Origin of the sequence: Curtobacterium sp. 'Ferrero', assembly GCF_002412165.1 — a bacterium.
GTDB lineage: Bacteria > Actinomycetota > Actinomycetes > Actinomycetales > Microbacteriaceae > Curtobacterium.
This window is the reverse complement of the sequence record NZ_NXIA01000015.1, coordinates 44,039-58,144: the sequence shown is the minus strand read 5'-3', so window position 1 is coordinate 58,144 and position 14,106 is coordinate 44,039. Positions and strand designations below refer to the sequence as shown.

General features: G+C 70.8%; 11 protein-coding genes. 10 read left to right on the top strand and 1 reads right to left on the bottom strand.

From position 1 onward, the window contains the following. Positions 1-6: 6 nt before the first annotated feature. Positions 7-1,056: an App1 family protein gene (locus tag Csp2054_RS13215; protein ID WP_096899830.1), complete on the bottom strand. Its 1,050-nt coding sequence runs from the start codon at positions 1,054-1,056 to the stop codon at positions 7-9. 164 nt (positions 1,057-1,220) lie between these two features. Here Csp2054_RS13215 and Csp2054_RS13210 point away from each other — a divergent pair, with 164 nt between their 5' ends. From Csp2054_RS13210 to leuS, 10 genes are all read left to right on the top strand, one after another. Next, complete coding sequence (locus Csp2054_RS13210; RefSeq protein ID WP_217990922.1) at positions 1,221-1,868, top strand: TetR/AcrR family transcriptional regulator; 648 nt, start codon at positions 1,221-1,223, stop codon at positions 1,866-1,868. Positions 1,869-2,049: 181 nt separating this feature from the next. After that, positions 2,050-3,009, top strand: a complete 960-nt coding sequence (locus Csp2054_RS13205; protein ID WP_096899826.1) for an ABC transporter ATP-binding protein — start codon at positions 2,050-2,052, stop codon at positions 3,007-3,009. Beyond that, complete coding sequence (locus tag Csp2054_RS13200) at positions 3,006-3,722, top strand: ABC transporter permease (RefSeq protein WP_096899824.1); 717 nt, start codon at positions 3,006-3,008, stop codon at positions 3,720-3,722. The genes Csp2054_RS13205 and Csp2054_RS13200 overlap by 4 nt, the downstream gene beginning before the upstream one ends. Next, positions 3,719-4,447 carry an ABC transporter permease gene (locus tag Csp2054_RS13195; protein ID WP_096899876.1) on the top strand — a complete coding sequence of 243 codons (729 nt, stop codon included), beginning with the start codon at positions 3,719-3,721 and terminating at the stop codon, positions 4,445-4,447. Before Csp2054_RS13200 ends, Csp2054_RS13195 begins: the two co-directional genes overlap by 4 nt. Then, on the top strand, positions 4,444-5,364 hold the full coding sequence (locus Csp2054_RS13190; RefSeq protein ID WP_096899822.1) for an ABC transporter substrate-binding protein: 921 nt from the start codon (positions 4,444-4,446) through the stop codon (positions 5,362-5,364). Before Csp2054_RS13195 ends, Csp2054_RS13190 begins: the two co-directional genes overlap by 4 nt. A 307-nt stretch (positions 5,365-5,671) precedes the next feature. Continuing rightward, positions 5,672-7,084, top strand: a complete 1,413-nt coding sequence (locus Csp2054_RS13185) for a cytochrome ubiquinol oxidase subunit I (protein ID WP_096899820.1) — start codon at positions 5,672-5,674, stop codon at positions 7,082-7,084. Between the two features lie 2 nt (positions 7,085-7,086). After that, positions 7,087-8,091 (top strand): cytochrome d ubiquinol oxidase subunit II, encoded by a 1,005-nt coding sequence (gene cydB / locus Csp2054_RS13180; protein WP_096899818.1) that lies wholly within the window; start codon positions 7,087-7,089, stop codon positions 8,089-8,091. A gap of 9 nt (positions 8,092-8,100) precedes the next feature. After that, on the top strand, positions 8,101-9,756 hold the full coding sequence (gene cydD / locus Csp2054_RS13175; RefSeq protein ID WP_096899817.1) for a thiol reductant ABC exporter subunit CydD: 1,656 nt from the start codon (positions 8,101-8,103) through the stop codon (positions 9,754-9,756). Further along, entirely contained in the window at positions 9,753-11,441 is a 1,689-nt protein-coding gene (gene cydC / locus Csp2054_RS13170) for a thiol reductant ABC exporter subunit CydC (protein WP_096899816.1), read from the top strand. The genes cydD and cydC overlap by 4 nt, the downstream gene beginning before the upstream one ends. 60 nt (positions 11,442-11,501) lie before the next feature. Further along, positions 11,502-14,057, top strand: coding sequence for a leucine--tRNA ligase (gene leuS, locus Csp2054_RS13165; RefSeq protein ID WP_096899814.1), 2,556 nt, complete (start codon positions 11,502-11,504; stop codon positions 14,055-14,057). Positions 14,058-14,106 lie beyond the last annotated feature (49 nt).

Genomic DNA, 14,106 nt, shown 5'->3' with positions numbered 1-14,106 from the left:
GAGGGTTCAGCCGCCCTCGACGAGCCCGACCCGCTCGAGCTCGCTCCACAGCCCGGCACCGTCGGGCGCGAACACCCACGGCGCCGCCGAGTCCCGCGAGCGTTCCTGCGCACGCGACCGACCACCGGCGAGGACGGCCTCGCTCGTGGACAGCTGCCGGATCGCGACCCCGGCGACGTTCTCCGGGTGCTCGCGGGCGAAGTCGCCGTACAGCGACTCGTCGTGCTGACCGTCGTCGCCGACGAGGAGCCAGCGGATGTCCGGGAAGTCCCGCGCCAGCCGTCGGAGGTTCTGCTGCTTGTGCAGCTGTCCGCTCCGGAAGAGCCGGTCGTGCGTGGGACCCCAGTCGGTGAGGAGCATCGTGCCGGTCGGGTACATGTTGCGCGTGAGGAACCGCTGGAGCGTCGGGGCGACGTTCCAGGCGCCGGTCGACAGGTAGACGGTGGGCGCGCCGGCGTGCTGGGCGAGGACGCGCTCGTAGAGGACGGACATGCCCGGGACGGGACGCCGCGCGTGTTCGGTCAGCACGAACGAGTTCCAGGCGGCGAGCATCGGGCGCGGCAAGCTCGTCACCATCACGGTGTCGTCGATGTCGGAAAGCAGGCCGAAGCGGGTGTCCGGGTGCACGACGAAGACGTCCGCCTCGGCGTCGCGGGTCCCGCCGGCGGAGAGCTTGATCGTCTGCCAGCCCGGCTCGAGGTCGATCGGCACGATGGCGTCGACCACACCGCCGCGGTCGGACTGCACCACGTGGCTCGAGCCGCCGGCCGTGATGGTGACGGTGGCGTGGTCGACCGCGACGCTCGTGAAGCTCTTCCAGCCCCGGACACCGTAGAAGGACGCGTCGGAGGCGAGCCCCCGCCTGGTGAGCAGGACGCGGCACAGCACGCGGACCCATCCGGGTGCGCCGTAGCCGGTGTAGGGGATGACCGTCGGGACCAGGCCGCGGCGTCGGGCACGCTGTTCGCGGAACTCCTGCACGGCGTCCTCGATCCGGGCGGCACGGTGCAGGATCGGCTCGGCCAGCGACGGCTCGTGCGGCGTCGGGTCGGGCATCGCACCATCATTCCACGATGCGGCGCCCGGCACCCGAGAACGGTCAGGGAGGTTGGGAGAGTCGCAGCGATGTTCCAGACGAAGCATGCAAGAGTTGATCGGTCACCACAACGCGTCGCGCCCCACGCGCGAAGACCGCGTCGATGACGCGAGAAGGAGAACACGTGCTCGTCACCGAGGTATCGAACGCACTGCCGGGGGGATCATCACTGCTCAGGAACGAGCCGGTCCAAGCCCGCAGTTCGGCGCGCCTCGCCGGTCTCCTCGACGCCGCCGCGGCGGTCATCGACGAGATCGGGTTCGAGCGCCTGACGACGGCCATGGTCGCCGAGCGGGCGGGGGCGTCCATCGGCACCGTCTACCGGTACTTCCCGGACCGCATCGCCGTGGTCGAGGCCCTGGCGATCCGGTGCACCCAGCGCCTCGCCTCGCGGTTCGTCGAGGCGCTCGACGCCAGCGGCGCGACCGACTGGCGCGCCGGCTGCGACGCGCTGATCGACATGACCGCCGAGATGTACCGCACCGAGCCGGGCTTCCGGGCGATCGGGTTCGGCGACACCGCGGACGGCGGCACGGGGGACGACGAGGACCGCATGGGCGCCCTCGGGGGAGCGGTCGGCCAGGTCATGCGCGAGCGGTTCGGTCTGCCCGAGTCCGAGGCGATCGACCGTGCGTGGACCGTCCTCGCCGAGTCCGGCCACGCCGTGCTCGCGCGGGCACACGCCGACCGGGACGCCCCCGACACCGCGCTCGTCGAGGCCTACCGGCACATGACCCACACCTACCTGGAGTCCGTCCTCGCCGAGGCCTGACGCCGAGCACCGAACCGATGACGCCCGCGCTCCGAACAGGGAGCGCGGGCGTCGTCGTGCGTCCGGTCGTGGTGCGCCGGCGTTGTCCGGGACGCGTCATCCACCGTCACGACCGAACCCGTGTCGGACCTCGCGGGTACTCTCGTGCGGAGTCGGGCTACCTCCGAACAGAAGGGCACCCATGATCGAGTTCCGGTCGGTACGCAAGACGTACCCGGACGGCACCACCGCGGTCGAGGAATTCGACCTCGTCATCCCCTCACGGACCACGACGGTCTTCGTGGGGTCCAGCGGGTGCGGCAAGACCACGCTCCTCCGGATGATCAACCGCATGGTCGACCCCACGTCCGGGACCGTCTCGATCGACGGCGAGGACGTCGCCTCCACCGATCCGGTGCAGCTCCGTCGGCGCATCGGGTACGTCATGCAGAACGCCGGGCTCCTGCCGCACCGTCGCGTCGCCGACAACATCGCGACCGTGCCGCTCCTGACCGGCGCGCCGAAGGCGAAGGCCCGCGAGCGCGCCCTCGAGCTCATGGACACCGTCGGACTCGACCGCTCCCTGGCGAACCGGTACCCGTCGCAGCTCTCGGGCGGCCAGCAGCAGCGCGTCGGGGTGGCGCGCGGCCTCGCGGTCGACCCGAACATCCTGCTGATGGACGAGCCGTTCGGCGCCGTCGACCCGCTCGTCCGGAACGACCTGCAGGACGAGCTCATCCGGCTGCAGCGCGAGCTCGGCAAGACGGTGGTGTTCGTCACGCACGACATCGACGAGGCGTTCAAGCTCGGCGACCAGGTCGTCATCCTCAAGAAGGGCGGCGAGATCGCGCAGCTCGGCACGCCGGCGGAGATCCTCGCCGAGCCGGCCGACGACTTCGTCGCGAACTTCATCGGTGCCGGGCGTGGGCGCCGTGCGCTCCGGGTCGAGCAGACCCCGACGGGCCCGATCGTCGTCGACGGTGACGGACGCGCTGCGGGCGTGCTGACCGGACCGGTCACCGTCGTGGACGCAGCGGCCGCGGTCCCGCAGGGCTCGGCACCGCAGGGCACAGCAGGACAGCACGCAGCAGGACAGGGTTCTGAGGCCGGGGCGCGTGACACCGCCTCGGGTGCTCCGGCGCAGGGTGGGGGCACCCGGTGACGTGGGTGCTGGCGAACCTGGACACGATCTGGGACGCCACGGTCGCGCACCTCGCGATCGCGATCCCGCCGATCATCGTCGCGTTCCTGCTCTCGATCCCGATCGGGTGGCTGGTCGTCCGCCTGCAGCGCCCGGGTGGGTCGCGCATCGCGGCCGGCGTCGGCAGCAGCATCGTGACGGTCGCGGGTCTGCTCTACGCGATCCCGTCGCTGGCGTTGTTCGTGGCACTGCCGGCCATCATCGGCACCGGTCTGCAGGACCCGATCAACCTCATCATCAGCCTGACGCTCTACGGGCTCGCCCTCATGGTGCGCTCGACCGTGGACGGCCTGACCGCGGTCGACCCCGCCACGACGTCGGCGTCCACCGCGATGGGCTACTCGGGCGTCCAACGGTTCTTCCGGGTCGAGCTGCCGCTCGCGGGCCCCGTGCTCCTCGCCGGCGTGCGCGTCGTCGCCGTGTCGACCATCTCGCTGACGACGGTCGGCGCCGTCCTCGGCATCCAGAGCCTCGGGTCCCTCTTCACCGACGGCCTCGGACGGGGCATCTACGAGGAGATCATCTCCGGCATCGTCATGGTCCTCGTCCTCGCGTTCGCTCTCGACGGGCTCCTGGTGCTCCTCGGTCGGCTCGTGATGCCGTGGACCCGCCGGACCCGGGTGTCCCGGCGGTCCGCCCGCCGGGTGCTGCAGCGCGCGGAGGTGGCGTCGTGATCATCGGACAGGCGTTCGGCTGGGTGTTCGACCCGCAGAACTACACCGGGTACAACGCGATCCCCGGACGCATCGTCGAGCACGTGTGGATCACGCTGCTCGCGGTGCTCATCGCGTCTATCATCGCGGTGCCGGTCGGCTACCTCATCGGGCACACGGGCAAGGCGCGCGGCTTCTCGATCGCGTTGTCCGGCGGGGTCCGGGCGCTGCCGACCCTCGGCGTCCTCTCGCTCTTCGGGCTCCTGCTCGGCATCGGCCTGCAGGCGCCGCTGCTCGCGCTCGTGATCCTGGCGATCCCGTCCGTGCTCGCCGGCGCCTACTCCGGCATCGAGTCCGTCGAGCCCGTCACCGTCGACGCGGCCAAGGCCCAGGGCATGACCGGCTGGCAGGTGCTCTGGAAGGTCGAGATCCCACTCGGGCTCCCGCTCCTGGTCGGCGGCATCCGTGCCGCGGTCCTGCAGGTCGTCGCCACCGCCACGCTCGCCGCGTACGTCGGCGCCGGGGGCCTCGGCGGCTACTTCTTCCTCGGCTTGAAGACCCAGGACTACGCCGAGATGCTCGGCGCGTCCATCCTCGTGATCGCCCTCGCGATCGCGTTCGAGATCGTGTTCGCCGCGGTGCAGCGGGCGGTGGTGCCCAAGGGCGTCTCCGACCGGAGCACCCGGCGTCGCCAGGGGTCGCGCGAGCGGTCCCGCAATCCCATCCCGGAAGGAAATCCATCGTGATCACAGCAAAGATCCGTGCCGGCGTCGCAGCAGCGCTGGCACTGGGCGTCGCGGCAGCCCTGACCGGCTGCGCGTCGAGCAACCCGCTCGACAGCGGCTCCAGCGCCTCCAGCGACTCGAAGACGATCGTCATCGGGTCGCAGCAGTACTACTCGAACGAGATCATCGCCGAGCTGTACGCGCAGGTCCTCGAGAAGGACGGCTTCACGGTGAAGCGCAACTTCAACATCGGCCAGCGGGAGATCTACCTGCCGCAGCTGCAGAAGGGCGCGATCGACGTCATGCCGGAGTACAGCGGCAACCTGCTGCAGTACTACGACAAGAACTCGGACGCGAAGACGTCGTCGGAGATCGACTCGGCGCTCGCGAAGGCGCTGCCGTCCGGCCTCCGCGTGCTCGACGAGGCCCCGGCGACCGACCAGGACAGCTACACCGTGACGAAGCAGTTCTCCGAGGAGAACGACGTCACGAGCCTGTCCGACCTGAAGAACGTCGACAAGACCCTGACGGTCGGCGCGAACTCCGAGTTCCAGACACGGCCGTACGGTCCGAAGGGCCTCAAGTCGGTCTACGGCGTGGACGTCGACTTCAAGGCGATCGAGGACTCCGGCGGCGCGCTCACGGTGAAGGCGCTCAAGGACGGCACGATCCAGCTGGCCGACATCTACACCGCCGACCCGAGCATCAAGGCGAACGACCTCGTCTCGCTGAAGGACCCGGAGAACCTGATCCTGCCGCAGAACGTCATCCCGGTCGTGTCGAAGAAGGTCGACGACAAGGCAGCGGCCGACATCGACAAGGTGAGCAAGGTGCTGACCGAGTCGGCGCTCATCGACCTCAACGCCAAGAGCGTCAACGACAAGGAGAAGGCGTCCACCATCGCGAAGGACTTCCTGACCGAGCAGGGGCTCCTCTAAGCACGGACGCGCACCGTGCGCACGAACCGTATCGCGCGCACGCGCCATTGAACGACAGGTGTCGGGCATCCGCCCGGCACCTGTCGTCGTTTCCGGGGGAGGTCGCCGAGCACCTCCGTTCCGCACGTTCGTGCCGTGCACTTCCCCTGCACATTCGTGCAGAGCGGCCTTCTACAACTTGTCGAGCAGGGTTGCCGGACGGTAGCGTAGAGGTGTCCCAACGGTTGTGACAGCAGAAGTTCCCCCTTCCACAGGAAGCAACTGACGTGCACCAACAGCGCGCGGCGACCCGGCTCGGAAACGCCGCATGAACGACATCCTCGATCCCCTGGTCCTGTCGCGGTGGCAGTTCGGTCTGACGACGATCTACCACTTCCTCTTCGTCCCGCTGACCATCGGCATGGCGGTCGTCGTGGCCGTGTTCCAGACCGCCTGGGTCCGGACGGGCCGGGCGCACTACCTGCAGCTCACCCGGTTCTTCGGTCGTATCTTCCTCATCAACTTCGCGATGGGCGTCGTGACCGGCATCGTGCAGGAGTTCCAGTTCGGCATGAACTGGTCGAACTACTCGCGGTTCGTCGGTGACGTGTTCGGCGCTCCGCTGGCGCTCGAGGGCATCCTCGCGTTCTTCTTCGAGGCGGCGTTCATCGGCCTCTGGATCTTCGGGTGGGACCGCCTGCCGAAGAAGGTCCACCTCGCCACGATCTGGTGCGTGAGCATCGGCACGATGCTGTCGGCCTACTTCATCCTCGCGGCCAACGCGTTCATGCAGCACCCGGTCGGGTTCGCCATCGACGAGGCCAAGGGCCGCGCCGAGCTCACCGACATCTGGGCCGTGCTGACGAACAAGGTCGCACTCGCCGCGTTCCCGCACACCCTGTTCGGCGCGTTCATGGTCGCCGCCTCGGTCATCATCGCGGTCGCCGCGTGGCACCTGGCCCGCAACCAGAACCTCGAGACGATGATGCCGGCGCTGAAGTTCGGCATGTGGACGATGCTCGCGTCCGGTGCGCTGACGGTGCTCACCGGCGACCAGCTCGGCCTGACCATGGTCGACACGCAGCCGATGAAGATGGCCGCGGCCGAGGCGCTCTACAACACCTCGACCGGCAAGGACGCCTCGTTCTCGATCTTCACGCTCGGCACGCCGGACGGGGTGCACGAACTGTTCTCGATCCGCATCCCGTACCTGCTGTCGTTCCTGTCGACGCACACCTTCACCGGCACGGTCGAGGGCATCAACGACCTGCAGGCGCAGTACTCGCAGGTGTACGGCGCAGGCGACTACAAGCCGATCATCTGGGTCACGTACTGGGCGTTCCGCTGGATGATCGCCCTCGGCGTCGGGGCGGTGCTCGTGTCCCTCGTCGGGCTCTGGCTCACCCGCAAGGGCCGCTTCCCGCAGCAGCGCTGGGTGTGGCGCGTGGCGACGTGGGCGATGCCGCTGCCGATGGCCGCGATGATCATGGGCTGGATCTTCACCGAGATGGGCCGCCAGCCGTGGCTCGTGTTCGGGCTGCTCAAGACCGCCGACGGTGTCTCGCCCAACGTGACCGGGCTCGAGGTCCTCATCTCGCTCGTCGTCTTCACGCTCGTCTACGGCGCCCTCGCGGTGGTCGAGTTCCGGCTCATCAAGAAGGTCGCGCAGGAGGGACCCGCCGCTCCCGCGGAGGTCGACGAGGCCACCGGCGAGGTCAAGCACGAAGTGACGGTGTACTAGCCATGGACCTCCCCGTTCTCTGGTTCGCGATCGTCGGACTCTTCTTCGTCGGCTACTTCGTCCTCGACGGGTTCGACTTCGGCGTCGGCATGGCGCTCCCGTTCCTCGGCAAGGACGACACCGACCGCCGCGTGCTCATCAACACGATCGGCCCGGTGTGGGACCTCAACGAGACGTGGGTCATCGTCGCCGGTGCCTGCCTGTTCGCGGCGTTCCCCGAGTGGTACGCCACGATGTTCTCGGGGTTCTACCTCGCGCTGCTGCTCATCCTGGTCGCGCTCATCGCGCGCGGGGTCTCGTTCGAGTACCGCCACCAGAACAAGCACGCCGAGTGGAAGCGCCGCTTCGACCTCATGATCATCGTCGGCAGCGCGGTGCCCGCGTTCCTGTGGGGCGTCGCGTTCGGCAACGTCGTCCGGGGCATCCCGATGGACGCAGGCCACAACTTCACCGGCACGGTGTTCGACCTGCTCAACCCGTTCGCCCTGCTGACCGGGCTCGCCACCCTCCTCGTGTTCTTCACCCACGGCGTCGTGTTCGTCGCGCTGAAGACCGACGGCGAGATCCGGGAGCGGGCGAAGCGGCTCGCCACCCGCGCCGGCGTCCTGACGATCGTCGTGGGTGCGGCGTTCCTGGTGGCGATGGCGTTCGTCCGCGCGACCCCGGCGAGCATCGTGCTCTCGGTGGTGGCGGCGGTCAGCCTCGTCCTCGCCGTGCTCTGCACCGCGTGGGGCCGCGAGGGCCGGTCGTTCGCGCTCATGGCGGTCACGATCGCAGCCGTCGTGCTCGCGATGTTCACCGCGATCTTCCCCGACGTGATGCCGGCCACGAACGACCCGGCGAACAGCCTCACCGTGTACAACGCGGCGAGCGGGGAGTACACGCTCACGGTGATGAGCTGGGTCGCACTGATCTTCGTGCCGCTCGTGCTCGCCTACCAGGCCTGGACCTACTGGGTGTTCCGCAAGCGCGTCTCGCGGGCCCACATCGCCCAGGCCGCGCACTAGGAGACCACCGTGAAGCCGCTCGACCCGCGCCTGCTCCGGCTGTCCCGGAGCGCGCGTGGCTTCATCGTCGCCGCCACCGGCACCGGCGTCCTCCGCACGCTCGCGACCATCGCGATCGCGTGGGGGATCGCCGCCGTGGTGACGCTCGGCGTCGACGGTGTCCGCGACGGTGCCGTCCCCGCCGCCGTGGGGCCGGCCCTCGCGCTCCTCGGCGGCGCGTTCGTGCTCCGCGCCGTCGCCGCCTGGGCGACCGACGACCTGGCGGCGCGGGCCGCGGCGACCGTCAAGAGCGAGCTCCGCGCCACCGTGCTTGCCCGGGCGGCGGAGCGTGGCCCCGGGTGGCTCGTGGAACGGTCGAGCGCCGCGTTCGCCACCACGCTCGGTCCCGGTCTCGACGCGCTCGACGCCTACTTCGGCCGGTACCTGCCGCAGCTGGCGCTGACCGCGGTCGCGACGCCGGCGCTCCTCGTGGCGATCGCGCTCGGCGACCTGACGAGCGGCGTCATCATCCTCTGCGCGCTGCCCGTGATCCCGGTGTTCATGGTGCTCATCGGACTGGCGACGCAGACGCTGCAACGCCGGCAGGCGGACGCACTGGCCCGGCTGGGCGGCGCGTTCACCGAGGCGGTGGAGGGCCTCGCGACGCTCAAGGTCTTCGGGCGCGCACGGCGGCAGGTCGGCCGCATCGGCACGATCACCGACGAGTACCGACGCGGCACCCTCGGCGTCCTGCGGCTGTCGTTCGTCAGCGGCTTCGCGCTCGAGCTCGCGGCGAGCTTGTCCGTCGCCCTCGTCGCCGTCTCGATCGGCGTGCGGCTCGTCGACGGCTCGCTCGGCCTCGGCGCGGCCATGTTCGTGCTCGTCCTCGCTCCGGAGGCGTTCGCCCCGATCCGACAGGTCGGCGCCGACTTCCACGCCGCGCAGGACGGTGTCGAGGCCTCCGCCGCGGTCCTCGACGTGCTCGACGACGACGGTCCGTCCGACCGGTCACCGGCCGTGCACGCCACGCCCGCCGCCGACGCCCTCGAACTCCGCGGCGTCACCGTCCGACGTGCCGACACCGTCATCGGACCGGTCGACCTCCGAGCCGGCCCCGGCACCCTGGTGGTCCTCGCGGGACCGAGCGGGTCCGGCAAGTCCTCGACGATCGCGGCGATCCGCGGCGCGGTCCCGCACGACGGCGAGGTGACCGTGCCCGGCCCGTCCGGCACCACGGCCGCGGAACGGACGGCGTGGGCGGACCAGCGTTCCCGACTCGTCCGCGGAACCGTCGCCGAGAACGTCGCGCTCAGCGCGACCCCCGACCTCGCGGACGTGCGCACCGCCCTCGGCGAGGCGGGGCTGGGACTCGACCCGGGCCTCCCGGTCGGGTCCGGCGGCAGCGGCCTGTCCGGCGGCCAGGCGCAACGCGTCGCACTCGCGCGCGCCCTGTACCGTGCGCGGCGCGCGCACACACCGCTCGTGCTGCTCGACGAACCGACCTCCGCGCTCGACGCCGAGGCCGAGGCCCACGTCGTCGCGACCCTCCGTCGCCTCGCCGACGCCGGGCACGTCGTGGTCGTCGCCAGCCACCGACCCGCGGTCGTCGCGGCCGCCGACCTCCGCGTCGACGTCGCCGCGTCGGGTGCGGTCGCCGTCACCGGCCGGGACGGGGTGCGCGCATGAGCCGGGAGGCGCGGCACGCCCCCGTCATGCGGCTCGCCATGCCGAGCGGGGCCGGTTGGGCGAAGGCGGTGGCGGCCGGGACGGCGAGTGCGGTCTGCGCCGTCGCGCTCCTCGCCGCCAGCGGCTACCTGATCACCCGGGCGGCGGAGCACCCGCCGATCCTGTACCTGACGCTCGTGATGGTGGGCGTCCGGGCGTTCGCGCTCGGGCGGGCGGCGCTACGGTACGTCGACCGGCTCGCCGGGCACGACGCGTCGTTCCGGCAGCTCGCGACGGTCCGGACGGAGATGTACCGGCGGCTGTCCTCCGTCGCGCCGGCCGGGCTCGGTGCCACCGGACGCGGGGACCTGCTCACGCGGCTGGTCACCGACACGGACCGGCTGCAGGACCTGCCGATCCGGGTCGTCGGGCCGCTCGTGTCCGCGGGCGTCACCGCACTGCTGTCGGTCGTCGCGGTGGCGATCGTGTCCGTGCCCGCGGCGCTCGTGCTGCTCGCGGCGCTCCTCGTCGCCGCGCTGGTCGGCACGGTCGTGACGCGCGCCGTGGCCGCGCGCTCGGACGCCGAGACCGCCGCCGAGCGCGGCCGGGTCGCCGACCTGGTGCTCGACACCGTCCGGACGCTCGACGTCTTCGCGGCCTACGGCGCCCTCGACGAGCGCCTCGCGCAGATCGCCGTACTCGACCGTCGGGTGACCGCTGCCGTGCGGCGGCGCGGGGCCGTGGAGTCGCTCGTCGGCGCCGTCGTCGGGCTGCTCGGCGGGGGCGCGGTCGTGGGCATCCTCGCGGTCGGGGCACCCGCCGTCGTGACGGGGGCGCTCGACGGGCCGCTCTGGGCCCTGGCGGTCTTCGTGCCGCTCGCCCTGTTCGAGGTCGTCGGCGCCGTCCCCCTCGCGGTCCTGACCCTCCGGCGGGTCCGTGCGGCGGCGGAGCGCGTCGAACGGGTGGTCCCGGTCTCGGTGCCGGCGGGTATCGTGCCCGAGCCCGACAGGCCGGCCGACCCCGCCGCGCTCGTCGTCGACGGGCCGGTGACGGTGTCCCTGCGGGACTGCTCCGTCCGGTGGCCCGGCGCGACCGAGGACGCCGTGGACCGGGTGTCGCTCGACCTGCGCCCCGGCGAGGTCGTCGTCCTGCGCGGACCGAGCGGCTCCGGCAAGACCACCCTCGTCGACGCGCTCGTCCGGTTCGTCGACCACCGCGGGTCGTACACGATCGACGGGGTCGAGGCCCGGTCGATGCACCCCGACGCGGTGCGGGCACGGATCGGGCTCATCGAGCAGGACCCGTTCGTGTTCGACCAGTCGGTGCGGCAGAACCTGCTCTTCGCCCGCGACACCGCGACCGACGACGACCTGCTGGCCGTGCTCGACCGCGTCGGACTCGGCTCGTGGGTCGGAGCGCGCGGCGGACTCGACGCCGGCGTGGGGGAGCGGGGCGCGCTGGTGTCCGGCGGGCAGGCGCACCGGCTCGCGCTCGCCCGGGCGCTGCTGCACGCGTTCCCGGTCCTGGTGCTCGACGAGCCGACCGCCGACATCGACCCGGACCTCGGCGAGACGCTGCTGCGCGACCTCGTCGGCGCCGCACGGCAGGACGGGCGCACCGTCGTGGTGGTGTCGCACGTCCCGGTGCCCGACGACCTCGTCGACCGGACGCTCGTGATGCGGGACGGACGCCTGGCGACCGCCTGACGGACGCGGGCCGCACGGGCGCGCCGGACCGGGCCTCCAGGCCTTGTACCCTTGGGGATCGTGACCACCGAGCAGTACGCCGACGACCCGAACGCCTACGACTTCCGTCGTCTCCAGGAGAAGTGGCAGCCGCGCTGGGAGGAGCTCGGCCTCTTCACGACCGACCTCGACGACTCGCGGCCCCGGAAGTACATCCTCGAGATGTTCCCGTACCCGTCCGGCGACCTGCACATGGGGCACGCCGAGAACTGGGCACTCGGCGACTTCGTGGCGCGCTACTGGCGGCAGCAGGGCTTCAACGTGCTGCACCCGATCGGCTGGGACTCGTTCGGTCTGCCGGCGGAGAACGCGGCCATCAAGCGCGGCGTCGACCCGAAGGAGTGGACGTACGCCAACATCGAGCAGCAGAAGGCCTCGTTCAAGCGGTACGCGCCGTCCTTCGACTGGACGACCGAGATCCACACCTCGGACCCCGAGTACTACAAGTGGAACCAGTGGCTGTTCCTCAAGATGTACGAGAAGGGCCTGGCGTACCGGAAGGACAGCTGGGTCAACTGGGACCCGGTGGACCAGACCGTGCTTGCGAACGAGCAGGTGCTGCCCGACGGCACGTCCGACCGCTCCGGTGCCGTCGTCGTCAAGAAGAAGCTGACGCAGTGGTACTTCAAGATCACGGAGTACGCGGACCGGCTGCTCGACGACCTCAACCAGCTCGAGGGGCGGTGGCCGGCGAAGGTCATCGCGCAGCAGCGCAACTGGATCGGTCGCTCGGTCGGCGCCGACGTCGACTTCGTGATCGAGGGGCGCGACGAGCCCGTCACGGTGTTCACCACGCGTCCGGACACCATCCACGGGGTGACGTTCCTGGTCGTGGCGCCGGACTCGGACCTGGCTGCGTCGCTCGTCGCCGACGGCTCGGTGTCGGCTGACGTCCGTGCCGACTTCGACGCGTACCTGACCGCCACGCAGAAGACCTCCGAGATCGACCGGCAGAACGCCGACCGTCCGAAGACCGGCGTGCCGCTCGGTCGCTCCGCGATCCACCCGCTGACGGGGGAGCGCCTGCCGATCTGGGCCGCCGACTACGTGCTCGCCGACTACGGCCACGGCGCCGTCATGGCGGTCCCCGCGCACGACCAGCGCGACCTCGACTTCGCGCGGGCGTTCGACCTGCCCGTGAAGGTCGTGGTCGACACCAACGCGCCCGTCACGGGTGCGATCCCGGTGATCCCCGAGGGTGCATCGCTCGAGGACCTGCCCGCGCTCGACCCGGTGTCCACCGGGCAGGCGCTGACGGGTCAGGGGCGGATGATCAACTCCGGGCCGCTCGACGGCATGTCGAAGCAGCACGCGATCACCGCTGCCATCGGGCTGCTCGAGGAGCGTGGGACCGGTCGTGCCGCGAAGACCTACCGCCTGCGGGACTGGCTGATCTCGCGGCAGCGCTTCTGGGGCACGCCGATCCCGATCATCCACGGTGCCGACGGCTCGGAGCACCCGGTCCCCGAGGACCAGCTGCCGATCGTCCTGCCCGACACCGAGGGGCTCGACCTCAAGCCGAAGGGCACGTCGCCGCTCGGCGGTGCGACCGACTGGGTGAACGTGCCGAACCCCGTCGACGGCACCCCGGCCACGCGCGACACCGACACGATGGACACCTTCGTCGACTCGTCGTGGTACTTCCTGCGCTTCCTGTCGGCGAACGACGACACCCAGGCGTTCGACCCGGCGATCGCGCGCAAGTGGGCGCCCGTCGACCAGTACATCGGCGGGATCGAGCACGCGATCCTGCACCTGCTGTACGCCCGGTTCGTCACGAAGGTGCTGTTCGACCTCGGCTACCTCGACTTCACCGAGCCGTTCAGCGCGCTGCTGAACCAGGGCATGGTGCTGTCCGGCGGGTCGAAGATGTCGAAGTCGAAGGGCGGCGTCTCCCTCGGCGACGAGCTCGACGCGAACGGTGTCGACGCCATCCGCCTGGTGATGGGCTTCGCGGGTCCGCCGGAGGACGACATCAACTGGGAGGACGTCTCCCCGTCGGCGTCCGCGCGGTTCCTGGCCCGGGCCTACCGGCTCGCGCTCGACGTCACGTCGTCGAAGGACGCCGTGTGGGCCGACGGCGACCGCGCGCTCCGCCAGGTGACGCACCGGTTCCTCGCCGACGCGCCGGGACTGATGGAGTCGTTCAAGTTCAACGTCGTGATCGCGCGGCTCATGGACCTGGTGAACGTCACCCGCAAGGCGATCGACAGCGGGCCCGGCGCGGGCGACCCCGCCGTGCGCGAGGCCGTCGAGACCATCGCGCTCGGCCTCAGCGTCTTCGCGCCGTACACCGGCGAGGAGATGTGGGAGAAGCTCGGCTACGAGGCCACCGTCGCCACGTACGGCTGGCGGAAGGCCGACCCGACGCTGCTCGTGCAGGACACCCTGACGGCGGTCGTGCAGGTGAACGGCAAGGTGCGGGACTCGTTCGAGGTGTCGAAGTCGATCGAGTCCGACGAGCTGGAGTCGCTCGCGCGGTCGTCGGCGAACGTGCAGCGGTACATCGGTGACCGGGAGATCGTGAAGGTGATCGTGCGGGCGCCGAAGCTCGTGAACATCGCGATCAAGGGGTAGTCCCGAGCCGCCGCGGCCGTTCCTGCACAGGGCCGGTCGTGCTGGGTCT

What these genes read in the sequence shown, in the direction of transcription:
- Csp2054_RS13215 (WP_096899830.1), bottom strand. Translation starts at nt 1,056, where the DNA reads ATGCCCGACCCGACGCCGCACGAGCCGTCGCTGGCCGAGCCGATCCTG.
- Csp2054_RS13205 (WP_096899826.1), top strand. Translation starts at nt 2,050, where the DNA reads ATGATCGAGTTCCGGTCGGTACGCAAGACGTACCCGGACGGCACCACC.
- Csp2054_RS13185 (WP_096899820.1), top strand. Translation starts at nt 5,672, where the DNA reads ATGAACGACATCCTCGATCCCCTGGTCCTGTCGCGGTGGCAGTTCGGT.
- cydB (WP_096899818.1), top strand. Translation starts at nt 7,087, where the DNA reads ATGGACCTCCCCGTTCTCTGGTTCGCGATCGTCGGACTCTTCTTCGTC.
- cydC (WP_096899816.1), top strand. Translation starts at nt 9,753, where the DNA reads ATGAGCCGGGAGGCGCGGCACGCCCCCGTCATGCGGCTCGCCATGCCG.